This is a genomic window from Labilibacter marinus, from assembly GCF_001659685.2.
Lineage (GTDB): Bacteria > Bacteroidota > Bacteroidia > Bacteroidales > Marinilabiliaceae > Saccharicrinis > Saccharicrinis marinus.
Map to the genome: position 1 here is coordinate 53355 of NZ_LXYE02000038.1, position 25523 is coordinate 78877.

Annotated in this window: 24 protein-coding genes; 14 read left to right on the forward strand and 10 right to left on the reverse strand. The window is 34.4% G+C overall.

Annotated features, from left to right (window positions below):
* Window positions 1-2: 2 nt before the first annotated feature.
* The 11 genes from A8L32_RS15835 (at window position 3) to A8L32_RS15885 (ending at window position 6076) form a co-directional block, all read left to right on the forward strand.
* Window positions 3-209 carry a hypothetical protein gene (locus tag A8L32_RS15835; RefSeq protein WP_066631788.1) on the forward strand — a complete coding sequence of 69 codons (207 nt, stop codon included), beginning with the start codon at window positions 3-5 and terminating at the stop codon, window positions 207-209.
* 2 nt (window positions 210-211) lie between these two features.
* Window positions 212-463, forward strand: a complete 252-nt coding sequence (locus tag A8L32_RS15840) for a DUF3850 domain-containing protein (protein ID WP_066631790.1) — start codon at window positions 212-214, stop codon at window positions 461-463.
* Between the two features lie 100 nt (window positions 464-563).
* Window positions 564-1703: a rolling circle replication-associated protein gene (locus A8L32_RS23725; protein ID WP_066631792.1), complete on the forward strand. Its 1140-nt coding sequence runs from the start codon at window positions 564-566 to the stop codon at window positions 1701-1703.
* A gap of 235 nt (window positions 1704-1938) precedes the next feature.
* Window positions 1939-2151, forward strand: a complete 213-nt coding sequence (locus A8L32_RS15855) for a hypothetical protein (RefSeq protein WP_066631797.1) — start codon at window positions 1939-1941, stop codon at window positions 2149-2151.
* 158 nt (window positions 2152-2309) lie between these two features.
* On the forward strand, window positions 2310-2945 hold the full coding sequence (locus tag A8L32_RS15860) for a hypothetical protein (RefSeq protein ID WP_143525136.1): 636 nt from the start codon (window positions 2310-2312) through the stop codon (window positions 2943-2945).
* Window positions 2946-2950: 5 nt separating this feature from the next.
* Complete coding sequence (locus tag A8L32_RS15865) at window positions 2951-3748, forward strand: hypothetical protein (RefSeq protein ID WP_066631801.1); 798 nt, start codon at window positions 2951-2953, stop codon at window positions 3746-3748.
* A 3-nt stretch (window positions 3749-3751) separates the two neighbouring features.
* Entirely contained in the window at window positions 3752-4162 is a 411-nt protein-coding gene (locus A8L32_RS15870) for a hypothetical protein (RefSeq protein WP_066631802.1), read from the forward strand.
* On the forward strand, window positions 4162-4317 hold the full coding sequence (locus tag A8L32_RS23550; RefSeq protein ID WP_158027255.1) for a hypothetical protein: 156 nt from the start codon (window positions 4162-4164) through the stop codon (window positions 4315-4317). Before A8L32_RS15870 ends, A8L32_RS23550 begins: the two co-directional genes overlap by 1 nt.
* On the forward strand, window positions 4298-4807 hold the full coding sequence (locus A8L32_RS15875; RefSeq protein WP_083631373.1) for a hypothetical protein: 510 nt from the start codon (window positions 4298-4300) through the stop codon (window positions 4805-4807). Before A8L32_RS23550 ends, A8L32_RS15875 begins: the two co-directional genes overlap by 20 nt.
* Window positions 4785-5201 (forward strand): hypothetical protein, encoded by a 417-nt coding sequence (locus A8L32_RS15880; RefSeq protein WP_066631804.1) that lies wholly within the window; start codon window positions 4785-4787, stop codon window positions 5199-5201. The genes A8L32_RS15875 and A8L32_RS15880 overlap by 23 nt, the downstream gene beginning before the upstream one ends.
* 185 nt (window positions 5202-5386) lie before the next feature.
* A complete protein-coding gene (locus A8L32_RS15885; RefSeq protein WP_066631808.1) occupies window positions 5387-6076 on the forward strand; it encodes a hypothetical protein in 690 nt (229 codons plus the stop codon).
* A 250-nt stretch (window positions 6077-6326) separates the two neighbouring features.
* Here A8L32_RS15885 and A8L32_RS15890 read toward each other — a convergent pair whose 3' ends face one another.
* A complete protein-coding gene (locus A8L32_RS15890) occupies window positions 6327-7490 on the reverse strand; it encodes a tetratricopeptide repeat protein (protein ID WP_066632011.1) in 1164 nt (387 codons plus the stop codon).
* Between the two features lie 46 nt (window positions 7491-7536).
* On the reverse strand, window positions 7537-10104 hold the full coding sequence (gene gyrA / locus A8L32_RS15895) for a DNA gyrase subunit A (RefSeq protein ID WP_066631809.1): 2568 nt from the start codon (window positions 10102-10104) through the stop codon (window positions 7537-7539).
* Between the two features lie 342 nt (window positions 10105-10446).
* Here gyrA and A8L32_RS15900 point away from each other — a divergent pair, with 342 nt between their 5' ends.
* Window positions 10447-12984, forward strand: coding sequence for an ATP-dependent Clp protease ATP-binding subunit (locus A8L32_RS15900; RefSeq protein WP_066631813.1), 2538 nt, complete (start codon window positions 10447-10449; stop codon window positions 12982-12984).
* 77 nt (window positions 12985-13061) lie between these two features.
* Here A8L32_RS15900 and A8L32_RS15905 read toward each other — a convergent pair whose 3' ends face one another.
* The 7 genes from A8L32_RS15905 to A8L32_RS15935 form a co-directional block, all read right to left on the reverse strand.
* Complete coding sequence (locus A8L32_RS15905; protein ID WP_066631814.1) at window positions 13062-13709, reverse strand: tetratricopeptide repeat protein; 648 nt, start codon at window positions 13707-13709, stop codon at window positions 13062-13064.
* A gap of 115 nt (window positions 13710-13824) precedes the next feature.
* Window positions 13825-15126, reverse strand: a complete 1302-nt coding sequence (thrC, locus tag A8L32_RS15910) for a threonine synthase (protein ID WP_066631815.1) — start codon at window positions 15124-15126, stop codon at window positions 13825-13827.
* Between the two features lie 69 nt (window positions 15127-15195).
* Window positions 15196-16401 carry a cofactor-independent phosphoglycerate mutase gene (locus A8L32_RS15915; protein ID WP_066631816.1) on the reverse strand — a complete coding sequence of 402 codons (1206 nt, stop codon included), beginning with the start codon at window positions 16399-16401 and terminating at the stop codon, window positions 15196-15198.
* A 28-nt stretch (window positions 16402-16429) separates the two neighbouring features.
* Complete coding sequence (gene thrA / locus A8L32_RS15920) at window positions 16430-18862, reverse strand: bifunctional aspartate kinase/homoserine dehydrogenase I (protein WP_066631818.1); 2433 nt, start codon at window positions 18860-18862, stop codon at window positions 16430-16432.
* A 399-nt stretch (window positions 18863-19261) separates the two neighbouring features.
* Window positions 19262-20083 carry a hypothetical protein gene (locus tag A8L32_RS15925; RefSeq protein WP_143525137.1) on the reverse strand — a complete coding sequence of 274 codons (822 nt, stop codon included), beginning with the start codon at window positions 20081-20083 and terminating at the stop codon, window positions 19262-19264.
* 108 nt (window positions 20084-20191) lie between these two features.
* Entirely contained in the window at window positions 20192-21307 is a 1116-nt protein-coding gene (locus A8L32_RS15930; RefSeq protein ID WP_066631823.1) for a universal stress protein, read from the reverse strand.
* Between the two features lie 108 nt (window positions 21308-21415).
* Entirely contained in the window at window positions 21416-22552 is a 1137-nt protein-coding gene (locus A8L32_RS15935) for a carboxypeptidase-like regulatory domain-containing protein (protein ID WP_066631824.1), read from the reverse strand.
* Between the two features lie 146 nt (window positions 22553-22698).
* Between A8L32_RS15935 and A8L32_RS15940 the strand changes: the two genes are divergently transcribed.
* Window positions 22699-23415, forward strand: coding sequence for a coiled-coil domain-containing protein (locus tag A8L32_RS15940; protein ID WP_066631826.1), 717 nt, complete (start codon window positions 22699-22701; stop codon window positions 23413-23415).
* 191 nt (window positions 23416-23606) lie between these two features.
* Window positions 23607-24722, forward strand: coding sequence for an MFS transporter (locus tag A8L32_RS15945; protein WP_233145496.1), 1116 nt, complete (start codon window positions 23607-23609; stop codon window positions 24720-24722).
* Here the strand turns inward: A8L32_RS15945 and A8L32_RS15950 are convergent.
* Entirely contained in the window at window positions 24719-25480 is a 762-nt protein-coding gene (locus A8L32_RS15950) for an MBL fold metallo-hydrolase (protein ID WP_066631828.1), read from the reverse strand. The two genes, A8L32_RS15945 and A8L32_RS15950, sit on opposite strands and share 4 nt — an antisense overlap.
* Window positions 25481-25523: the final 43 nt, after the last annotated feature.

The following is a 25523-nucleotide window of genomic DNA, read 5'->3' on the forward strand; positions in this document are numbered from 1 at the left end:
GTATGATAGTAAAATTAAAAAATTGGTTGAATTACAAAACGGCTTATGCTGTTGTAAAAATGTTGGATAAGTATGGTTATCAGTTTCATGTGATTTCATCATTAAGGACAATAGTTTTAAAGCCTGAAAGGTTAAGAATACAAGGAGCTATGTTAGCAATGCGATGCGATGTTAGTGAGTTGGTTTTTAAAATTGTAAAAGTCAAATAACTATGGACATACACAAAATTAAAATAGAAAATCAGCATTATTTAGATATAGCGATGTTGCGAAAGCGTTTTGAAGTAAGAAAATGTGAGCGTGATTATAAAGTTGGTGATTTGTTAGAATTGCATAGATATAATGAGGGTAAACCATTGCATAATGAGGTTTTGTATGTGAAAGTTATACATATGATTCTTGGGGGTATGTATGGGATAGAGAACGGTTATTGTGTAATGAGTATTAAAGTAGTTGATATCTAAAAGTGGTAAATAAAAAATAGGGGACTCTCCCCTATTTGGTTGGCTTGTCTACCCTCCCACAACTCCAAAAATACCCCGTAACAATTTAAGAACTAATTAAATGGATACTTTACAACCGATTTTATTAGATAATGGCTTTGTTAAAATGCCTGCTTTGTCTGTTTCCCCATTAAGAATAACAGCCTATCACAAGATGTTTACACCTGATGGCAGAGAGTCGAACCCATTAAAAGGTAAGAAACCTGATTGCATCAATAAAGAAAAAGGCGATTTAAGCAGTAAAGGGAAAAAAGCATTAGAGAAAGCTGTTTACTGGTTCTTATATTCTGTAGACGAACGCATATTGACTACGGGTAAAGGAAAAGATAAGATTTCATTTATCACGCTTACACTCCCATCACGACAAGTGCACTCGGATAAAGTCATAAAAAGTAAATGTTTAAACCAATTTTTAACAGAATTAAAGGCTAAATATGGTGTTGAAAAATATATTTGGAAAGCTGAAAAACAAGAGAATGGAAATATTCATTTTCACATATTATGCGAACAACGAATACCATACCAAGAAATTAACGATATATGGAATAGGATTGTTGGTAAACTTGGTTATTTATTTGAATATGCTATTAAAATGCGTGCACTTTCTTTTGACGAGTATTTGGGTCTACGTAATAAAGGAAAAAAGAAAGTAAACATTAACCAAATTAAAAAAGCTTATGAACGTGGCGAAGCGTGTAACTGGCGCAACCCAAATAGCACCGATATAGAAAGCTTAAGAGGTGTAAAAAATATAGCTGCTTATATTTCTAAGTACATGAGTAAAGGCCACAAGGAAAAAGATAAACCCGAATTACAGGTTATTGGGCGAATTTGGTACTCTTCCCAGTCGGTCGCAAAAATGAAAAATTTACAACTGGATGGAACGGATAATTTAATCATGGATGAATTTGTGGAGATTGTTAAAAAATCCAAGGATAAAGATGTATTCGAAAATGATTACTCTTTAACTGTCTCCGCTCCTATTCAATACCTAAAGAAATGGGGTTATAAATTAATACCTGATGAATTTATGAACCATTGCAAACTAATATTTTCTAAGATTGGGGGCTTTTTTCGTAAAATATATACATCTGATGTATTTGAAATACCTTGTTACGAAGATGTAAAAAAGAAAGTTAAAGAAGCATTACAGCCCAAACAAAAAACCTTGTCTTTTATTCAACAGTCAATATGTCAATGAACCTTTCATCAAAATATTAAACCATGGGAATAGTTAAAAAATTTCGCTGTATAGCTAAAATAAAAGACGTTAAAGGCTGGCGATTCGTTAAACATCACGTGAACGACCTTATTAAATATACGGCTTACCTAGAAAGAACTTTTGAAAGTTGGGCGTATTTCAATGTTTACGATAAATCAAACGGAGACCAAATTGGGAATTTTACTAAAAAAAATAAACCTACAAATAAACACTTATGGAACTAACTATTAAGGATATTCAAGAATTTTATGGGGTCTCTCCTGTTACTGCTCGTGCTAGAGTTAAAGAAATAAAGGAAGCATTAAACCTTAAAAAGAAAGGTCGTGTTTTACTTGCTCATATGGCAAAATATGAAGCTTTAACAATAGAGGAAGTAAAAAATATAATGAAATTAAAAGAGTATATGAAAAGGACTAAAAAGGACTAAAAACGAATAGAAATTAATAGAAATGAATAAGGGGGGGCGTGTGCTCCCCCTTTCTTTGTTTCAGAAATTAAAACAAAGTAAAAATGAAAGTATTAGGATTTACAGGACGCACGGATGAAGTAGCGAGAATTTTTAAACCAGTTTCGCACATTCTTGTCGTGAAAAACGGGAATTGGAACGGTGAGAAAGTTGAAGTTAACCGCGTGAACGGTCAAACAGGAACACACGATAAGTGTATGCCCCGATTAATAATGACGAATGTTTTTGAAATCGGTTCTCATGGTGAAGGATTATTTATTGATTCAGACCAAGAAAGTCGTGGTAGTATTCAAGTGGGTATGGAAGGAAGTATTAAACTTTCAGATCAGCGTTATTTAGAAATTGATATGTCTAGTCTAGAATCTAGTAAAACATATACAGTTTTCGGATTGGAGCAAGGCGAAATTGTTGAGGGGCTTATGTCATATCACCCAATGACCATAAATTCTGATGAAACTGAAAAGGTATATGGTACTACTGACAAAGAAGAGGTTGCACTTCCATTAACTGGACTTGAAAAAGTTGAAATGATTCGAGATAATGGTCAGTCAATGACTTATACGCCTACTGAATTAAAAGCTTTAATGGAGCAAGAAAATGATATGGTAGCTATCTCTACTGTGTCAGGTACGGAAACCGCTTATTGGGGTTATAAGAATTATGCGCTTTTAGATATCGAGGATATCAAAGAGATTAGAATCACAAAAACCGCTGGTGCAGCGTATGAATTAATTTTGGTTAACTCTAAAAACTAGTTTCGATGGGTAAAGCACGTAGAAAAAGAAGAAGAGAAAGGCGCAAAGCTCGTAGGGCTAAACGTAGGATTCGTAGAAGAGAAAAAGGAGGTTCATGGTTCGGGCGTGCAATTAGAAACGTGGGTAAAGTAGTTGGTAAAGCTGCTCAGATAGTCGGGCCAATTGCAAGTATTTTGCCAATGGGTGGAGTTATCGGAAACCTAGTAGCTAAAGGTGGTAAGGCGCTGGAAAAAGCATCTATTAAGCTTGCTCCTATCCAAAGCAAATTAACTAAGGTTACTGCTGTTTTGGGTGAAAGTCGAATAGCTAAAATGGCTGATGCTGTGGATAGAAAAGGCTTTGTGAACTTAAAAAGTATTGAAAACACATTAAAGGCAAAAGGTATTGCAGCAAGTGCGCCTATTGTAAATGATGTAAAGTCAGTACTTCAAAAAGTTATTGAAGTGAAAAAGGAAGTTGAAGAAGATGCGAAAAACGGTGACTTTTTAAGTCGTATTAGTATTTCAAGTTTGAAAGCTGCTACCAAAAGCGAAGTAACTGAGGCAAAAGTGTCAACGGAAGCGGCACAAGCAAATCAAATGAGAGCAAAAGCGGTTTATGGGGTAAGTGCTCCAAGCCGTGATTTAATTAACCCAGATAAAAGAACAATGTTAGAACAAATAAAATTTAAAATTGAAAGTGCATATGCATGGGTTAAGTTAAACCCAAAGCTAGCAGCGTTATATATCGGTTTGCCATTTATTGTAATTGGTGGTGTAATCGTGTATTTGAAGAGAAAACCGAAACGAGGTAAAAGACGATAAGTTATGGCTAAAAAGATGAAAACGGGTAAAGATGGTAAGCAATACCCCGCTAAATCAGGAGCAAAGCTTACAAAATATACCTCTCAGGATGGTAACATGGGCGAAGTTATTAACGCTTGGAACGCTTCAAAAAAAGGATTCCTTTCTTTAAAAGCTTATAAGCTGACTGAAAAAGGTGCAAAAGCAATTGCAAAGCTTAAGGAATATGATAAAAGCTATTCGCCTGAAACGAGTAACGGGAATGAGCGTTGGTATTATCAGGTAGAGTTTAAGCAAACTGGCGAAGTAGCAAAGAAGTATTACAAAGGTATTGCAATCTTCAAGCGTTCATCACAAAAGCTCTATATCAGCCGTTTAGGAATGGTAGCAAGTTGTAAAAACGATGTTTTTTGTCAAATCTCAGGAGGTAAGTAATGAAGTGGGTAAGTGGAGTAATTAGCACCTTGAAAAAGGTAAAAGAGGTAATTCGTTTCGTATTGGCTATTGAGGCTGCAATTGATGCTTTTAACAAAGTGTTAGAGAAAGATGAGCCTGTAAAAGTTATCGAAAATGAGGAAAAAGAAGAGTAATATAAATTTAAAAGGGGTGTTAATAGCACTCCTTTGTTTAATAGTTGCAGTAATGGCAAGTTTTAAAATGAAAAAGAAAATTCCTAATACTGGTTCAGACCAGACTAGAGGGAAGAAAAATAATAATCCGCTGAATATTCGTAAAACGCATATTCAATGGAATGGAAAAGTAGAGGGTACAGATTCAGAATTTGAAACCTTTTCAGATATGACTTGGGGTGTTCGTGCAGCAATGAAAAATTTGCACACATACTATCACAAGCATGGTCTTACTGATATCACGGGTATAATTAACCGATGGGCGCCAAAGGTTGAAAACGATACGAATTCTTATATCGATTATGTGAGTAATAAAACTGGTTTTCCGGCTCAAGCTAAACTTGATTGGAAGTTTGAACACATCAGCAAAGTTATTAATGCAATGTCGATAATTGAATCACGTTATGAGATTCCTAAAGATATCTTGAATGAAGCGTGGTCGAAAATCTAAGGTTGCGAACCTAGCGAGAAAGTATTGGTGGATTCTTTTGCCTATTGCTCTTGTAATGTTCGTTGTAGGTTTGAAAGATGGTATTAAATCATTTTTCGAGGGTGAAAATGTAGGAAGATATAAGGCTATAGCGAATCAAGTATATAAGTCTATGGATACTACGTTTTACGGTACAAATGAAAATATGCTGTTTAAATCTTTAGAGCATTTACAAGGTTTCGAATTACGTTCTGTTTATAAAGAGTTTGGTACTAAAAAATACCAAGGTTGGGGGAATGGTTTCGGGGGTAGTGAATTAGATTTGTTTGGATGGTTTAACGTAGAACTAAATGAAAAAGAAAAAACCCAAATGCGTGAAATTTGGGTTAAGAGTAATATTAGTATAACGTTTTAATTATTTGCGGTATTTTCTACGTGCTAGTTCGTAACCAATACGAAAGAATAAAGCACCTGAGATTAGGCAGAAGAAAATTACAGAATAAATGTATTCGTCTTGTGTTAAATTCATGTGTGTAAAATTTTAAAGTGTGAGTGAATTATTATTTGATTTAGCAACAATATTAAAAAAAATATTTGAGAATGGGTTTATTAAAGAATTCGGGAAGGAATTTCAAACTATGGTTATTGTCATTTGTGTTAGGGTTATTCTTGACCTCATTAACCAGTTGTACAGAAGAATTACAAACAATAAAAAAAGAAAGTGAAAAAATGGAGTTAAATGTATCAGGTTTAGGTAAGGCAGAATTTAAGGAATTTGCAGAGGATTATATGGGTTCGAGCCGTGTAGGTGTGGAGGTAGTAACGGTAAACGTAACCTTTGATAATCTACCTAATAATTCCACCGACCATAAAATGGTGATATTACCTGTTGAGGATGGAGTGTTATATTACATTAAAAAGCTAAGGTTTATAGGTAAAAAGTTAGGACAGGAGCTCGCTGCGGATAATGGTATAAATACTGTATTTACGGATAAATGGTACTCTTTTCCATATTTTTATCTCGATAGTTATATTCGAGGTAATAGATATGAAAACGGAGATCAACAGGATGATATGCTGAAAAATGTAGGTTTGAGTATCGATAATGCCATTTGGTGTGAGCAAGAAAGACCAGCAACGGGAAGGCCAAGAAACGAGTATAATATTTTGCTTGAGGATATGGTCAGAGAGGGTGTTGAGTTTTCGTGCTTGAGTATTGGAAACGGTTTGCATGACTTATGGTGTGGAGGTCATTTTGAGGTAATTTGTTATAAAGCAACAAGATTCTAGATTAAATATTGAATTATTTTAAACATGAAAGCCTGTAACATTTGATGTGTTACAGGCTTTTTTTGTTATTTATATCTATTCTAGATAAACTTAAGACTCCCCTATTCTATTGGTCTCATTCCAAGTTGTGTACTGAATGGAATGAGCATTTACGGGGTGTATAGTCAAAAAAGTGTCATGAATTTGATATTATGTTATATTTATAGGTAAAAATATATCCAGGGTATTTCACCTGGATATATATCTGTTATTATAAATTCTTCAACTTCTCGTTCACTTCATTGTATTTATCATTCATCTCAAAACGATAATATAATGTTTTTAAGCTTTCTAATGTACCAACATCCTCAGGTTTAATTTTTAAACCATTTTCAAAATGTGGTAAAGATTTTTTAAATGTCGCTTCTGCAATAGCTTTTTTAGCATCAAACTTTTTAAAGTCAGTTTCTTTATTAGCGTCATTCATTTCTTCAACACCACGGTTAAAGTACATAACACCCATATTATAATAAGCATTAAAATATTCAGAATCAACCTCTAAACACTTACTATAATCCGCTAAAGCAGCATCAAAATTACCGCTATTATCATTTAACACTCCTCTAGCATAGTAAAATGAAGGATTTGTTGCATCTGATTCAACTGCTTTATTTAAATAATCTAAAGCTTTATCATTTTGCTTAGTCTCTAAGTAATAATTGATTAACTGCGTTAAAATACGGTCATCTTCTGGATAAGTCTCGAAACCTCTCGTTAAGTTAGGACCCATTTTAGCAGAATCACCTTGCTCAGCATACATCTGGTGCATTAATATGATAGCATCTCCTCCTCCATATTTCACATCGATAGACTTATTAAAATACTTCTCAGCATTCTCCCAATCTTTACCATTATAAGCTGCTAAAGCAGTATTAAACATGATGGCAGTATCTAACTTTTCTCCTTGAACAGCTACTAAATACTCATTGGTATTCAATAAAAGCAAACCATCAAAAGCAGCTACAGCTGTTTTGAAGTCTTCTTCGTTAAAAGCTTCAACTCCTGCATTAGTTAATTGGCTACTAAAGAATAATAAAGCTTGGCCAATTTCTTTTTTGTACTTGCCAATTTTCTTACCTTTTTCATCACCTTTTTTGTCTAACTCAATGGCTTTTAGATAGAATTCATAAGCTTTAACAACGCCGTCATCTACTTTTCCATCTTGAGCCAATTGTGTATATACCTTGGCTGCAACGATAAAAGTTTTAGGCCAGGTATTACTTTTTTCACTCGCAACTGCTGCATCAATAGCATCTTTAGCTTTTTCAGCGTCGCCTTGTTCTAGCAAAGTTGTGGCCGTAGTTACTTTACCCTTCTGTGCAATAGCAGCAGAAAAAGTCATCACAACCGCTAAAAATAAAATTGTCTTTTTCATCATATTAAGTTTTTATTGTGTGGATTCTAATTCTTAATAATTAGTTTTATTCTTGTTCGTTATTAATGTCGTTATCCTCGTTAGTATTTAGGTTTTCATCATTGGTAGCTTCACCTGTTGGCGTTTCATTTTCCGTAGCTTCTTCGCTTTCAGTTTCAGTAACAACCTCTTCTTTAAATGCAGTTACTTTAGCTACAGAGGCTATTTCATCACTATTTTTAAGGTTAATTACTTTAACACCTTGCGTTGCTCTACCAGTGGTTCTTAGTTCAGATAAGGCCAAACGAATAGTAATACCTGATTTATTTATAATCATCAAGTCATTATCGTCTGTTACATTTTTAATGGATATTAGTGCACCTGTCTTGTCGGTAATCTTCATTGTTTTTACACCCTTACCTCCGCGGTTGGTAATTCGATAATCTTCAATTTTAGAACGTTTACCAAAACCTTTTTCAGATACTACAAGCACATCCTCAAGTTCTATATCTTTTACACATATCATGCCAACTACTTCATCGCTAGTTGTATCCAAAGATACTCCTCTAACTCCCAAGCCAGTACGACCGATACATCTTACTTTAGATTCGTTAAAACGGATGGCTCTACCAGTACGTGTAGCCATTAGAATTTCGTTTTCACCATCAGTTAATCGTGCTTGTATTAACTCATCATCTTCTTTAATTGTGATAGCATTTACACCATTTACACGAGGACGAGAATAATCAGCTAATAACGACTTTTTAATGATACCTTTCTTGGTACCCATAATGATGTAGTTATTGTTGATATAATCTTGATCCGTCAGTTTTTTAACCTTAATAAACGCTTTTACTTTATCATCAGCTTCAATATTCAATAGGTTTTGAATAGCTCTACCTTTAGTATTTTTAGCTCCTTCAGGAATTTCGTATACTTTTAACCAAAAACAACGCCCTTTTGCTGTGAAAAACAACATATGGTTGTGCATTGTAGCAGGATATAAATGTTCGATAAAGTCTTCGTCGCGAGTGGTACTTCCTTTAGAACCAACTCCACCTCTCGACTGTGTTCTAAATTCTGCTAATGGTGTTCTTTTGATATAACCCATGTGCGAAATAGTAATTACCATTTCATCATCGGCATAAAAATCTTCTGGGTTAAATTCTTCCGAAGAATAAACTATCTCAGTTTTTCTTTCGTCACCATATTTTTCTCTGATTTCAACTAACTCCTCTGTAATAATTTGCATTCTACGAGGTTCGTTTGCTAAAATATCTTTAAGATCAGCGATAGTCTTCATTAACTCCTCGTATTCGCCACGTAACTTATCTTGCTCTAGTCCTGTCAACTGGCGTAAACGCATATCAACAATGGCACGAGCCTGAATGTCAGAAAGCTCAAAACGCTCAATTAATTTTTCTCTTGCTTCATCAGGACTCGAAGCTGCTCTAATAATTTTGATAACTTCATCAATATTATCACTAGCAATAATTAACCCTTCAAGAATATGAGCTCTTTTTTCGGCTTGCTCTAATTCATATTGCGTACGGCGAGTAACCACATCATGGCGGTGCTCTACAAAGTTGCTAATTAAACCTTTTAGGTTAAGCATTTGTGGACGACCTTTTACCAGTGCAATATTATTAACACTAAAAGAAGACTGAAGCGCTGTTAATTTATATAAGTTGTTTAATACAACGTTAGCAATAGCATCACGTTTTAAATCAACTACAATACGCATACCATCCCTATCCGACTCATCGTTTACGTTAGATATACCTTCAATTTTCTTATCGTTAACTAACTCAGCAATTTTAATAATTAACTCAGCCTTGTTTACTAAATAAGGGATTTCGGTAATAACGATTTTATCTCTATTAGCATCTGTTTCAACTTCTGCTTTTGCGCGAACAACAACTCTACCTCTACCTGTTTCAAAGGCATCTTTTACACCTTTATAACCATATATAATACCTCCTGTTGGAAAATCTGGTGCTTTTACATACTCCAAAAGACCCTCAATATCGATTTCACTATTTTCGATATATGCTACAGTAGCATTAATAATTTCGGTTAAGTTATGAGGTGGCATGTTGGTAGCCATACCTACTGCAATACCTGAAGCTCCATTCACTAATAAGTTAGGTATACGGGTTGGTAAAACCGTTGGCTCTTGCATCGAATCATCAAAGTTCAGCTGAAAATCAACTGTTCTTTTATCAATATCGATTAAGGTTTCCTCTGCAATTTTATTTAATCGTGCCTCGGTATAACGCATTGCTGCAGGACTATCACCATCCACAGAACCAAAGTTTCCTTGGCCATCAACAAGCGGATATCTTAAAGACCAATCCTGTGCCATACGCACCATGGCAAAATATACAGATGAATCGCCATGTGGGTGATACTTACCTAACACCTCTCCTACAATTCTGGCAGACTTTTTATATGGCTTAGTGGAAGTAACTCCTAAATCACTCATTCCATACAGTACACGTCTGTGTACAGGCTTAAAACCGTCTCTAACGTCAGGCAATGCCCTTGAAACAATAACCGACATTGAATAATCAATGTAGGCCGATTTCATTTCTTCCTCAATATTAATTTTTATTATTTTCTCTCCTTCAGCCATTTATAATTAAATTATGAATTAGAATATACAAACGAAAACAGGCCTATAACAGCCTGTTTTTGGACGGCCTAATTTAGTTATTTACTTGGGAATAAGAAAGTGTTTCTTAACACAATTTATAAACAGGTAATAAACATGCTGAAAAGCGCATAAATATTACGATTTTCATACAAAAACGTATGGTAAAATTAAAAATAATAGTACTTTTAAATTAGTATTACCTTACTTTAATGTTAATCTGGCAAACAGACAATATTACTTGATAGATAATATTAATATGAAGAAATGTCAGTTTTTGGCATTTAGTATGATTATTGTAATAACTGAGAAAACTTATATCACATGAATTTGAATTTTTCACAAAGGATTAATGATGTAATTGGTTTTTCAAAAGAAGAAGCTGAAAGATTAGGCAACCCTTATATATCACCTGAACATTTATTTTTAGGTTTACTAAGAGAAGGTGAAGGAACTGCCATTGAAATACTAGAGCAACTTCAAATTGATTTGAATAAGCTAAAGAGCAACATTGAATCTAAGCTTAAAACAAATGTTGTATTAGAACACACGGATCATATTCCGTTATTAAAATCATCGGAACGTATTTTGAGACTAATATACTTAGAGGCACGTGCGGTGAAAAGCGAGAGTATTAATACAGGACATTTGCTTTTAGCTTTATTAAAGGATAACCATGGATTTATACCTGAACTTATGGCAGAAAAAAGAATTAATTACGAGAAAGTAAAAGGATTAATGACTAATAACGAACCATTAGCTAAAGCTGATTTACCAGAAGATGATGATCAAGATAGCCCTTTTTCATCAGGCGGTGGAGGTTCTGATGCACCAAGATCTTCTGGTGGATCTAAAGGATCAGACACACCTGTTTTAGATAATTTTGGTATTGACATGACGCAGGCTGCCGAAGAAGGTAAGCTAGATCCTATTGTTGGGCGCGAAAACGAAATTGAGCGTTTGGCTCAAATATTAAGTCGTCGTAAAAAAAACAACCCTATATTAATTGGTGAACCTGGAGTAGGTAAATCGGCCATTGCTGAAGGTTTAGCAATTAGGATTCACGAAAAGAAGGTATCTCGTGTACTATTCGGCAAGCGCGTTATCACTTTAGATTTGGCTTCGATTGTGGCTGGCACAAAATACAGAGGTCAGTTTGAGGAGAGAATGAAAGCTATTTTAAATGAGCTTTCTAAAAACCCTAACATTATCCTATTTATTGATGAAATTCACACTATAGTAGGTGCTGGAGGTGCAACAGGATCATTAGATGCAGCTAACATGCTAAAACCTGCACTAGCACGTGGCGAAATTCAATGTATTGGAGCTACCACTTTAGATGAATATCGTCAGCACATTGAAAAAGATGGTGCGCTAGAGCGTCGTTTCCAAAAGATAATGGTAGAACCTACCAGCATTGACGAAACGGTTGAGATATTAAACAATATCAAAGAAAAGTATGAAGATCATCATAATGTAGAATTTACAGAAGATGCTATTGAAGCATGTGTAAAACTAACGGAAAGATATATTACTGATCGTCATTTACCAGATAAAGCAATTGATGCGTTGGATGAAGCAGGTTCTCGTGTTCATATTTCAAACATCGTTGTTCCTGAGACTATCCTAAAGCTTGAAGAACAAATAGAAGAAACGAAGGAAAACAAAATAAAGGCTGTAAAGGCACAGAATTTTGAGTTGGCCGCTAGTTTTAGAGATAAGGAAAAAACTTTTTTAGAGGAGCTTAATAGCGCCAAAGATAAATGGGAAAAAGAGTTACAGCAACATAGAGAAACAGTGGATATTGAAAAAGTAGCCGAAGTGGTGGCTATGATGACCGGTATTCCTGTGCAAAGGGTTGCTCAGGCTGAAGGGTTCCGTTTACTTAAAATGGGGGAACAATTAAAAGGAAGTGTAATCGGCCAGGAAGATGCCATCCAAAAGATTGTAAAAGCTATTCAAAGAAACAGAGCTGGACTTAAAGATCCTAACAGACCTATTGGTTCATTTGTATTTTTAGGACCTACTGGTGTTGGTAAAACGCATTTAGCAAAAGTATTGGCTAAATATCTATTCGATTCTACGGATTCACTTATTCGTATTGATATGAGTGAGTATATGGAGAAATTCTCTGTTTCAAGATTAGTTGGAGCACCTCCAGGGTATGTAGGTTACGAAGAAGGTGGTCAATTAACTGAGAAAGTTCGTCGCAGACCATATTCAGTTGTATTATTAGATGAAATTGAAAAAGCACATCCTGATGTATTTAATCTATTATTACAAGTTCTTGACGAAGGTAGATTGACTGATAGCTTAGGTAGAAAAGTAGATTTTAAAAATACCATTATCATCATGACATCAAACATAGGTAGTCGTGAATTAAAGGACTTTGGTCGTGGTGTTGGTTTCCAACCTGCAAGTCAGGAGTCTGATTCAGATCATGCTCGTCATGTCATTCAAAAAGCGTTAAAGAAAGCTTTTGCACCAGAGTTTATAAATAGAATTGATGATGTTGTTGTATTTAATACATTGAATAAAGAGCATATTCACGGTATCATTGATATTGAATTAAAAGGATTATACTCAAGAGTGGAAGCACTTGGATACAAACTTGAAATAACTGACAAAGCTAAAGACTATATTGCTTCTAAAGGTTTTGATAGTAATTTTGGTGCTAGACCACTAAAAAGAGCCATCCAAAAATATCTAGAAGATGAAATGGCAGAAGTGATTATCCAAGCCTCTGTTTCGGAAGGAGATGTGATTAAAGTAGATTTCAACGAGAAAGATGAGAAAATATTTTCTACCGTTGAAAGCGAAAAAAAGAAAACTGTTAAAGATTCAGATGCTAGTGAAAACTAACATCGAATATTAGGATACAAAAAAAAAGGATGAATCTAATCGATTCATCCTTTTTTTTATACGTTTATAATTATGAATTAGCTTTTAAGCAATTCAACAATTTTAGTTTTAATAGTAGTAGCAGTTGAATTCTTAGCGTTATACTCTAAAGCTTTATCCGCTAAAGCACCTGCCTGATCTAATTCAACTTTTGCTTTTCCTTTAATAGCATCCCATTGATCAGCATTTCCTTCTACACGAGTATTTAAGATATTAATACCTTTTGTAAAAAACTCATTAGCTTGTTTAACATAGTGCGTACTTAACGCTTTATTCATGTAAGCTACATATTTACTGTTTGGAAATTCCTCAATACCCGCAAGCATTGTTTTTTCCATTTCATCCATATTACCCATAGTCTTATGAGTAGTACCAATGTAATAAGTTGCTGCATCTTCTTTATAACCTAACTCCTTAGACTGTGCATAATACTTAAGCGTTTTTTCGTTATCCTTAAGTTTTCTTGCAGAGTTAGCAGCAAGGTATATCATTGCACCATCCATATCTTCAGCTTCGTCCCAAGCATCAATGGCAGCTTCGAATGAAGCCAATGCAGTTTTGTAATCTTTTGCTTTAAAAGCAGCATTACCTTCATTTTTTAATTCTGCTGCACTTTTCTCCTCTTGCGCATATGCAGCTCCTAACATTGTGAATAACAATAATGTTACTGTAAGAATGTTCTTCATAATTTTCAAATTTTATAATTTTATGTTACGTGTTTACAATTTGGAAGCGTAAAAATAACTTTTTTTTTAAAAAACTTAACAATTGTAAAACATTTCACTCAAATTTTAACAATAACTATGCCTCTTTTAAAAGGAAAGTCTTTAATTCTTCTAATGTAGCCTTAAGCTGAATATTCTTAGGCTCTCCTTTCATGAAGGCTTGTAGCCTTTCCGGTACATCTAATTTCCGTCCAATCACGGGCTCTACCACTTCTGGAAATTTTGTTGGATGCGCGGTTTCTAAAAAGATTCCTTTTTCTCCATCCTTAAGCTTATTTTCTAAAGCCATAAAACCTGTAGCTCCATGCGGATCTAAAACATAGCCTTTGCTTTCATCAACACGCTTCACCCCTTCTCTAATCTGATCATCGGTATACGATATACCTTCCACCTTTTTAGTGACTACTTCGTGATTAGAATCATACAAATCCATCATACGAACAAAGTTACTAGGGTCACCTACATCCATGGCATTGGCAATGGTAGCTTTTGAAGGAGCAGGAATATATTCACCGGTTTCCAGATACTTAGGTACTATATCATTAATATTAGTAGCAGCAATGAATTTTTTCACGGGCAATCCCATTACCTGAGCTACAAGTCCAGCAGTAATATTTCCAAAGTTTCCACTAGGTACACAATACACTATATCATCTTTAACACCTTGCTTGCGCAATTGAGCATAACCGTGATGATAATATATGGACTGTGGTAACAAACGTGCTAAATTGATTGAATTAGCCGAGGTAAGAACCAACTTATCGTTTAACTCTTGATCCATGAAAGCCTCTTTTACCATACGCTGGCAATCATCAAAGGTGCCATCAACCTCAATAGAAGTAATGTTTTCTCCTAAAGTGGTAAACTGCTTTTCTTGCACTTCGCTCACTAAACCTTTTGGATAAAGCACAAATACATTTATACCCGCAACCTTATAAAAACCATTGGCAACAGCACTTCCTGTATCTCCCGATGTAGCTACCAAAATATTGATCTCTTTATCCTGCCCTTGTACAAAATATGATAGAATACGTGCCATAAAACGTGCTCCTACATCTTTAAATGCCAATGTAGGACCATGAAATAGCTCTAAGGAAAAAATATCATCCGTCACCTTAACAGCCGGAATATCAAAACTCAAGGCATCATCCACTAAGGTTTTAAATTGATCTTCTGGAATATCTGGACAGAAAAAAGGTTTTAATACTTCAAAACCAATTTCTTGTAAGGACTTATTCTCAATATCTTCAAAAAACGAAGCATCTAATTGTGGAATTGCCTCAGGCATATATAAGCCTTTATCTGCAGCAAGTCCTCTTAATACAGCCTCTTTTAGGCTTACTTTTACATCTGGTGAATTAGTACTGTAAAATTGCATGTTTCAAGTATCTTAAATTGAGTAGCTCTTACTTATAAAAACTACTCAATTATTTTATAATCTCTTTTGTTATTTAAGTAACTCTTGCATAAACTCAGGACCATAAATCGTTCCGAAAGCTCCTTCTTTAGCCGCAAACTCATTATATTCTTGAACTGAATCTGGTGCTTGCCCTGGTTTTTTGATAAAAAACGGAACAGCATCACGTGTATGTGTTTTTAGCGCACAAGGTGTTGGATGATCTGGCAACAATGCAATAGTCACCTCTTCGTCCATTTTCTCTACTTCCTCAATCACATATTTCACTACACGTTCGTCTAAGTATTCTATGGTTTTAGTTTTTAACACATGGTCACCTTCATGACCTGCTTCATCACTAGCCTCAATATGTAAAAATACGTATTGTTTTTCTTTTAAAGCCTTAATAGCAGCTTCAGCTTTCCCTTCATAATTGGTATCATACAATCCAGTAGAACCTTCCACGTGAACGCCATCTAAACCAGCGTATGCTCCTAATCCATAAATCAGATCAACCGCTGAAATAACCACACCAGATTCAATACCATATAACTCTTTCATGGTTGGCATATCTGGTGTATTACCCGCTGACCAAGGCCATATCATATCGGCAGCTGGCTTACCTGCTTCTCTTCTTTTAACATTTACAGGATGATCTTTTAATAACTCCTTAGATTTTAGCATTAAATCCACAACAATATCAATAGTAGCTTGAGCCGCCTCTTCCTTTGCACTTGGTAATACATCTTTTACTGGAGTTCCTGGAACATCATGAGGAGGTACACAGTTGATTTTATCACTCCCTCCATTCACTACCATCAAATGACGATAACTCACTCCTGCATGAAAATTTACTTTATCATTACCCAATTTTTCCTGAAGAAACTCCATGATTTCTTTAGCTTCTTCTGTAGAAATATGTCCCGCTGAGTGATTTAATACTTTCTCATCCTCAACAGATATTAAGTTACATCTAAAAACTAAATCATCTAAAGAGGTTTTAACGCCCATAGATGCTGCTTCCAGAACACCTCTTCCTCTGTAATACTTAGCGGCATCATAGCCCATTACCATCATATTGGCTACCTCGCTACCTGGATGTAATGAAGGAGGAACCGTATCTAATAAACCAGAAACACCCTCTGCACATAACTGATCGATGTAAGGTGTTTTGGCTGCCATTAATGGCGTTTTATCTCCTAACTCTTTCAATGGCTCATCCGAAGCCCCATCTGCTAATATCACTAAATATTTCATATGCTTATATTTTGATGTCAAATGACCATTATTTATTTGCTACTTTAATAATATCGGCAAACACACCAGCTGCAGTAACTTCAGCTCCTGCGCCATATCCTTTAATTTGCATTGGATGCTCTTTGTAGTGCTCCGAAGTAATTAAAATAATATTATTGCTTCCTTCTAATTCAAAGAAAGGATGTTTGCTATCTACTTCGATAAAACCTACTTCGGCTTTACCATTTTCTAGTTTCGCTCCGTATCTTAACTTTTTACCTTGTGCAACAAGCTCTTTACGTTGCTGTTCGAATACATCATCATGCTGTTTTATTTCCTCCATAAAGGTTTCTAAGCTATCTGCATCCATATATTTTTGAGGTACAAACGGAACTACTTGAATATCGCTTTGCTCCATTGGATAACCTGATTCTCTAGCCAAAATTAAGATTTTACGAACTACATCTGTTCCACTTAAATCAAGTCTTGGATCTGGCTCACTGTATCCCATTTCTTTGGCTTCCTGAATAACTGCCGATAAAGGCTTGTCCGCATCCACTGTATTTACGATATAGTTAAGTGTTCCAGAAAGAACAGCTTCCAACTTCAGAATCTTATCACCGCTCATCACCAAATTATTCAAGGGTGCAATAATTGGTAATCCTGCACCCACATTGGTTTCAAACAAAAATTTAACACCTTTGTTTAAAGCCGTTAATTTTAGTTTTTGATATAATTCATATGCTGATGAACTTGCAATTTTATTAGCTGTAACTACAGAAATATTAGACTCTAAAACACCTTGATAAATAGAAGCAATAGATTCGTTAGCAGTACAATCAACCATCACACTATTGGCTAAATTGTAATCCACAATACGCTCCTTAAAAGCTTGTAAATTGGCCGTTTCGCCTTTCTCCATTAAATCACCAATAATATTTTTACTATCCAAGCCTTGTGCATCGAGCAACATTTTACGGCTATTGGTAATTCCTGCAATTCTAATTTTTAGCTTATTTTCAGAAAATAATTTTTCTGACTGAGCATTAATTTTTTCAATTAACATCTTTCCTACAGTACCAGTTCCTACTAAAAATAAATTAAGAACTGAAAATTGAGATAAGAAAAATGCCTCGTGTGCAGTATTCAGACCTTTTTTAAGATCTTTTTCTTTTACTACAAAAGAAATATTTAGCTCAGAAGCTCCTTGCGCTATAGCATAAATATTAATTCCGTTTTTACCCATGCTATTAAATAGCTTACCCGAAATACCCGTGGTATGCTTCATATTCTCACCCACAATGGCAATAACAGCCATATTTCTTTCAAGCGAAATATTGTTGATTTGATTCAGAGCAATCTCAGTTTCAAATTCGGCTTTCACTAGGTCTACCGCTTCTTCAGATACAGGAGAATCAATCACTAAACTAATTGAGTTCTCCGAAGATGCCTGAGAAATTAGAATTACATTGATGTTTTTTTGTGCCATGGACTTAAACAATCTCATCGCAATACCTGTAGCTCCAATCATACCTAGCCCTTGAACGGTCAATAATGACACATTCTTAATGGACGAAATACCTTTAATCTTCTTACCAGTTATAGCTTCTTTCTGGTTATTAATTAAAGTTCCTTTAGCCTCAGGATTAAATGTATTCTTAATTAAAATAGGAATATTCTTTTTGTATACAGGTAAAATAGTTGGAGGGAATATTACTTTAGCACCAAAATGCGAAAGCTCCATAGCCTCAGAATAACTTAAACTATCAATACAATAAGCTCTACTGATAATCCTTGGATCAGCAGTCATGAAACCATTTACATCAGTCCAAATTTCTAGCACCGACGCATCGTAAGTTGCTGCTAAAATAGCTGCGGTATAATCAGAACCTCCCCTACCTAAAGTTGTTACTTCGCCTTGTTTGTTAGAGGCAATAAATCCTGGAAACACAGAAACCTTACCTAAATCACCTTTAATGGCATTTAGTTTCGATTCTGTCATTTCAAAATCAACAGAGTCACGACCAAACACTTCGTCTGTAGAAATAAAGTCTTTGGAGTCGTACAACTTTGCATCATTAATATATTCCGCAATCATAAAAGATGAAATACGCTCTCCAAAACTGGAAATGATAGCATGACTTTTTACGGTCATTTCTTTTAGCATATATACTCCTTTAATGATGGTACTTACCTCTTCAAAAAGTTGATCTACTTTAAATTTTATGGTTTGAGCTACATCCAAAGGAAATAACTCACTTATTATTTTATAATGCTTTTCTTTTACTTCACTAGAAACATCAAAGCACTCTTGGTTTCCAACTTCGGCCAAATGTGCAGCTTTAATTAGCTCATCCGTAATTCCTCCTACAGCAGAAACCACCACTAAAACTTGTTCCTGTTGCGATTCAACAATCTTTTTAACCAATAATATGCTATCTGAGGAGCCTACTGATGTTCCTCCAAATTTTAAAACCTTCATCAATACTTATTTTTGGATTTATTCACCGTTCTTCAACAGTGTCATCTGATTGAATTATTCTTTTCACTAATTGCTTACTTGTGATCTTACAACCAAGCTTTGGATCAATACAAATTTCTAATAATAAAGTTTTAGAAAAAATCTCAGAAGGTGTTTATTATTATAAATAAAACCTCCCAATGGTAGGTATATAACAGCTAGACCCCCCTAGGGGTGAACGTAGAAGTAGTTGTTGTAATAATTGTATGGAGTAAATTACAAACCATAAGCTGTATATGCGTTTCTCTTATAAATTATAATGCAAAAATAGACATTTATTTTAAATCCCAAAACAAAAGCATGACTTTTGCTACCTTTTTGTTGTTTTCGAAAATGTAGAAGGATAAATTAACCTAAATCTTAAATTTTAGTGGCTTTCTCAAAGTTATACTTTGAGATACTTCGGTAGTAAGTAGGAGATTCTTGCACAAAATAATATAGCCCTCCCCAATTATGCTTAACTCTATAAAAGGCTTTCTGATAGTTATCATTTTTCATGATAATACGCGTGATCACTTTACCTTTTCTTTTATACGACTCAATAGACTTACCATTGGGATACAATGCTTTTAATGGAGGTAAACCAAATGGATTACTTTCATTATTCGAAGCATCTTTCTCTGGCCTGCTTACAGCTGTTTTAACAGGAACTATTTTTTTCTTTTGGCTAGTTTCTACTCTCTTTTGATACCTTAAAGCAGCCACTTCTTGATTTTTTACCACAATTTCTTTTGCAGGAACTGGTTTTGAAATGTTTTGCTTTAAAAAACTTTGATAATCTTTTTTTAGTTTCTGCACCTTCTCTTTTACCACCAGTTGATAATTGAGATCGTAATCAAAATCATTATTGATATCTGAATATTTTATTTTTGCTACGGGATTTCTAAAAAACGCGGTATCTGCATGCGGAAACATTGGAAACAACTCGACTAATAATTGATAGGGATATAATCTGGATTCATTTATGTTAGTTGGCACAATAGTAGAAAAATCTATTTTTTTACTGATATAACCAGGTTTCGAAAAATAAAACTGATAATTATTATTCCAATCCAACTGAGTAGTGAAGTCTCCATCAATATCCACAGGAATTCTTTTCTCCCTATCAGAGGAAAATACGCTAAGGTTTACTCTATCCGCTTTCCCATCTTTAATGTACACAGTACCCCGTACTGCATACATTTCTTGACAATATAGCGCACCTTGAGCAAGCCCAAAAATGACAATAAACAATAAAATATATTTCCCCATGGAGATAACAAGTATCTATTCAGGCTTAAAATTAAATAATTAAGCATGAAAAACCAACAAAGGAGTAGTTGAATGAAATAACATTTTTTTAGCAACCGATGGATTCAGTAATCTTGAGATTAAATTTCTTTTAAATGTGGTAAACGACAATACATCAATATTATCAAGTTGAATAAAACCTTCAATACCTACCCAAAAATCTTCATTATTAACCAATTTAAAGTCTAATGGCAAATCTACACGCTTATTACTAAAGTGTTCAATCAATCCATCCATCTTTACTTTATCCTGTTCAGACTCTTTATCTGTAGTGATATGAACACACTTTACTTTAACATCTAAAGCACGTATTATGCTTGCTAATTTTTCTATGGCGATATAATCACTTTCTCCAAATACCGACAGATAACCAATGTTTTTTATTTGTTCAATACTTTTATAATTGAAGCTCTCTGGAACTGCTAAAACAGGCACTTTAGCACCTTCAATAATTTCGGCTGTTACGCTTCCAATTAAATCTACTACCTTTTTGTCCGCACCTCGCGTACCCATAACAATAAGCGAAGGTTTATATAGTTCGCTATAAGTAATTATTTCGTGTTCGGCTATTCCTCTTCTTAATTCGGTTGCTACCGTTACATCATCTATATTTTCCTGGGAAATACGTTCATCGAGTCCCTCTTTTAAAAGGCTAAGTTTTTTTTCAGCTTCCTCTTTTAGCTCGTAACTAACTTCTTCCGAGTTAATGTCATAAGCAAAGGAATCTCCAAAACCAACACCTGTACCTACAGGTGAATAATAGGCATTAAATAAAATAATCTCGCCTTTTGTTTGAACTACCCAGTCAAAGGCTATATCAACTGCTTTTTGGGAGTATTCTGAAAAATCGACAGGAACTAAGATTTTAATGGTTTCTGGTGGTGAAGTCTGTTTATGTTTTAATTCAAAATCTGTTTCTCGGATTGCATCAAATATCTTAATAGCTTTTTCAAAATCTAACTCATTAATCTGCACTTTTACTCCAGCAGCAACCGCTCCCTGAAGCAAATTAATATGTTCGAGAAAACATTCTACACCCTCATTAATCAATAAGGTTTTTACTATTTGAGCTTTTTCAAACGAAAGCGTTGCTAAGGTGATTATTTTATCGTCCATGGTCTTGATTGTTTAGATTAGTTCTTGGACTATTAATTTAATAATAAATCCAGTAAAAGTCCACTAATCAAACATCAAAAACATATAATTTATTAGAAGGAAGAATTCCTATGGGCGTTTAAAGCTATTCCAAAAATCAGCATCTTTTTTAGTATTGTTGAAATATTGACGACTAGTAATACTTTTATCCAATGGCAATATGTCAACTACTTTAAGCCAAGCCGCTTCTTTTACACCTTTATATTCTTGATTTAATTTAATAGAATGAATGATATATTTTCCTTCATTAAGTTTATAACTAGTCTCTATATCATATTTTAATTCTTCTTTAGTTTCCTCTGGATTTGAGAAATTTACTCCATGTCGAAACTTACCTTGACGTACCACTTTGATAGTATTCTTAATAATGGCATTATTATCTTGAGCAATAAATATAGTGCCACTATAAGCTATACATTCAGCATCTCCAGTATTTTGAATGCTAGGGTTTTTACACTTATAAGAAATAACCCAAACTTTTTCTCCATCTATCACTTCATCATCTTCTTCATTCACGTCAAACTCATTGATGGTTTCAATAGATAATATATTACCTGGCGACCTAACAATATCCGCATTAATTAATTCTTCCGTTAATGTTAAGCCATCCTTTAATAATAGAGCTTCTTTGGTTACGTTATTCTGTACAATTTTAAAATTTCTATTCTGAAATGATTCCGTGAAAGAACGCTCACCATATCCTTTATTGTCTGATATTTTCACCAAGGCTTCCTTTTTTACACCAGACTTACTATTTAAAAAGTATGCACTTAACGTAAATGGCTTTGATGTGTAATTTTCAGAAATTAAATTCGATGCTGTTTTAATGATACCATAACCCACTTTGGATTTTGCGGCCACATTAACCTCAGAAATACCATAATTAGTAGGTGCCAACTGAATGATTAGCCCTTCTTGCCCTTCCCAATCTTTTACACTAAATCTCTTTGCTTTATACCCAACTGCCGATACGCTAACAAATTTGTCAATTATAGCTTGTGATAAAATGATTTCAAAATTACCATTTAAGTCAGAAGCTGTACCAAGATAGGTCCCTTCTACACCAATATTAGCAAACTCCACTGCAGCTCCAGTCTCGGCATTAATAACAGTGCCTGTAACACTAAAATTTTGAGCTTTTATTGGGGTTAATCCTAAAATAATTAGCGATAAACAAAACAATATATGTCGCATGTACTTTTTCATTTCTTATAATTTTAAACGATAAATGTAAGAATTATTTTGAGCTTGTTTATATTAAATTCCCATCTTCGTTTACAAACTTTAATTTTGATGGAAAGATTAAAAACTTTGTTACTTTTGACATTGATATAATCATAAATAAAAAACTTATGAAACTGACTATATTACTTGTTTCAAGCATTATCTTATTAAACGGATGTATTGTTTCAAAAAAGAAATACGAAGCCTGTTTGGCCGATAAAGCTAAGCTGAGTAAAAAGCTATCTGCTGCAAATAAAGAAAATAAAGCATTAAACAGTAGAATAGAAACCAATATATCTGATTTTGAAAAAATGAAGAATGAGCTTCATTTAAGTAATGCCGTTAAATCGGATGAAATGAGTGATTTATTGGTAAAAGTTACTCAGTTATCAGATGATAATACAGCATTAGAGAATAAGCTTAACGAAACGATAAAGCTTTATAAATCTTCAAAACAAAGCTCAGCATCGGCAACTGAGGAACTTAAAAATTTAAGAACGGATAATATTAAGCTAAAGAGAGATACAGCGAGTATTAAGTATGCTTTAAGTCTTTCTAAAGAAAGGTTTACTCAGTTAGAAGGCGAATTAGAAACGCAAAAAAGCAAATATAATAAGTTAAGTGCTGATAAAACAAAATTAAGCAAGGCGGCTGATATTAATAAGCAGAAGCTAGCCAGTTTTGAGCAACAGTTAGTCAGAAATAAAGAAAAGATGGAAACTATTTCGTCATCTTTAATTGAGCTGAGAAAAGAAATGCTTTCTGCAAAGTCTACTAAAAAAGTAATAGACCCTAATAAAAATAAGCATATTGATAAAATGGCGCGCGAGTTAGGTCATTATTAGTGGTCACTTTTAATGAGTGAAAAGATGTAAGTTAATGGCCAACTTAAACATTCTAATTATTTATAGTGTTGAAATAGGGCATTACTAAAAAATTATAAAATCATTTTTCGATAGGATTGGTGCGAACAGGGTTTGAGTCGAATATCGGCAAATTATACATTATTAAAATAGCCAAATGGTTTATGCTAACCATGCCTATTTTAATGTTATTCTACAAAGACATGGGATTCTCGGATAGGGAATCCTTTCAGTTAAAGGCGTTTTACTCCATTGCCATTGTTATCTTCGAAATACCTTCGGGCTATGTGGCTGATGTATTAGGGAGGCGAAAAACACTCATCATTGGTTCAATACTCGGAACGCTAGGCTTTTTAGTTTATGCCACTACATCTGGATTTTATTGGTTTTTAATTGCTGAAGTAATTTTAGGTATCGGACAAAGCTTTGTTTCGGGAGCTGACTCGGCAATTATGTATGACTCTTTAAAACAGGCGGGGCGTGAAAAGGAATATGTAAAATACGAAGGTAGAAATTTTACGGTAGGTAATTATTCCGAAGCGTTGGCAGGAATTATTGGAGGAACACTCGCTGCCATTAATATGCGATATCCATTTATATTTCAAACCGCCATCGCTTTTATGGCTGTACCTGCTTCATTCATGCTTATTGAACCCATTAGAACTGGCGTAAGGAAAAAACCAGGTATCAAGGATATACTAAGTGTGGTTTGGTATGCCACCGTAAAAAATGCTAAACTGCGCTATAATTTATTGTATTCGAGCATTCTCGGTACGGCTACGTTAACGATGGCCTGGATATATCAATTATATCTCAATGATTTAGGTTTTTCGGAGTACGCTATTGGTACCACCCATACCGTATTAAATTTAATTGTGGGTACCACTACCCTATTCGCTTATAAAATTGAAGCCAAATTAAAACCTAAAATGACCATTTGGTTAACTTCCATCATAATTACTGGTAGTTATGTTCTTTCTGGTTTCATGGAATCTGCTTGGATATTAGTAATACTGGCAGTATTTTATTTTAGTAGAGGAATTGCCACTCCGGTACTTAAAGATTATATCAATAGGATAACATCGAGTGATATTAGAGCTACAGTACTTTCTATACGAAGCTTAATCATCAGAGGATTTTTTGCCATTATAGCACCTTTTATTGGGTACTTATCTGATGCTTATACACGGGCATTTTCCATGAAAGTGATGGGAATTGTTTTTACAATTTTAGTGGGTTCCTCTATCTTTTTATTCCTTCGTTCTATCGACCAGAACGAGGAGGCTTAAATATCTATGATTAAATTATCATAGGCAAATTCGATTCCATGAGGGAGCAATTTATTTTCCTTTTGATACATCCCCATTTGGTGCGAAACATGTGTAATATAACCTTGTTCTGCTCCTGATTTTTGTATGACTTCAATAGCTTCGCTCAAACAATAATGAGAAACATGCGGCTCCTTACGAACTGCGTTTACTACAACTACTTTAGAGCCTTTTACATTTTCTAGTGATTCTTCAGAGATATAATTAAAATCGCTTAAATAGGTAAAATCTTTAATTCGATAACCCAAAACAGGCAGGTGCATATGTTTACCTCTTATAGGAGTTATTTCTGTATTCTGAATATAAAAAGGCTGTTCATCGATAATATTTAAATTAATTTTCGGAACACCAGGGTATGGTTTTTCTGCAAAAGCATAAGCAAATTCTACTTGCAATGCTTTTGATACACGATGCTCTGCATAAACCTCGGCAGGCACTTTGTTTACCCAGTTAAACGCTCTCACGTCATCTAAACCAGCAATATGATCTTTGTGCTCATGTGTAAATAGTATGCCGTCCAATTTTCTTACATCATGCCGCAACATCTGTTGGCGAAAGTCTGGCCCAGAATCTATTACAAGATGTAATCCATCCACTTCAATTAATACTGAAGAGCGAAGCCTTTTATCTTTTGAGTCGGCAGACTTACAAACTTCACACTGACATCCAATAACGGGTATTCCTTGGGAGGTTCCTGTTCCTAAAAATGTAATCCTCACTAATCTTATTTTTATAAAGTGTTCAAATATAACAATAAGAATG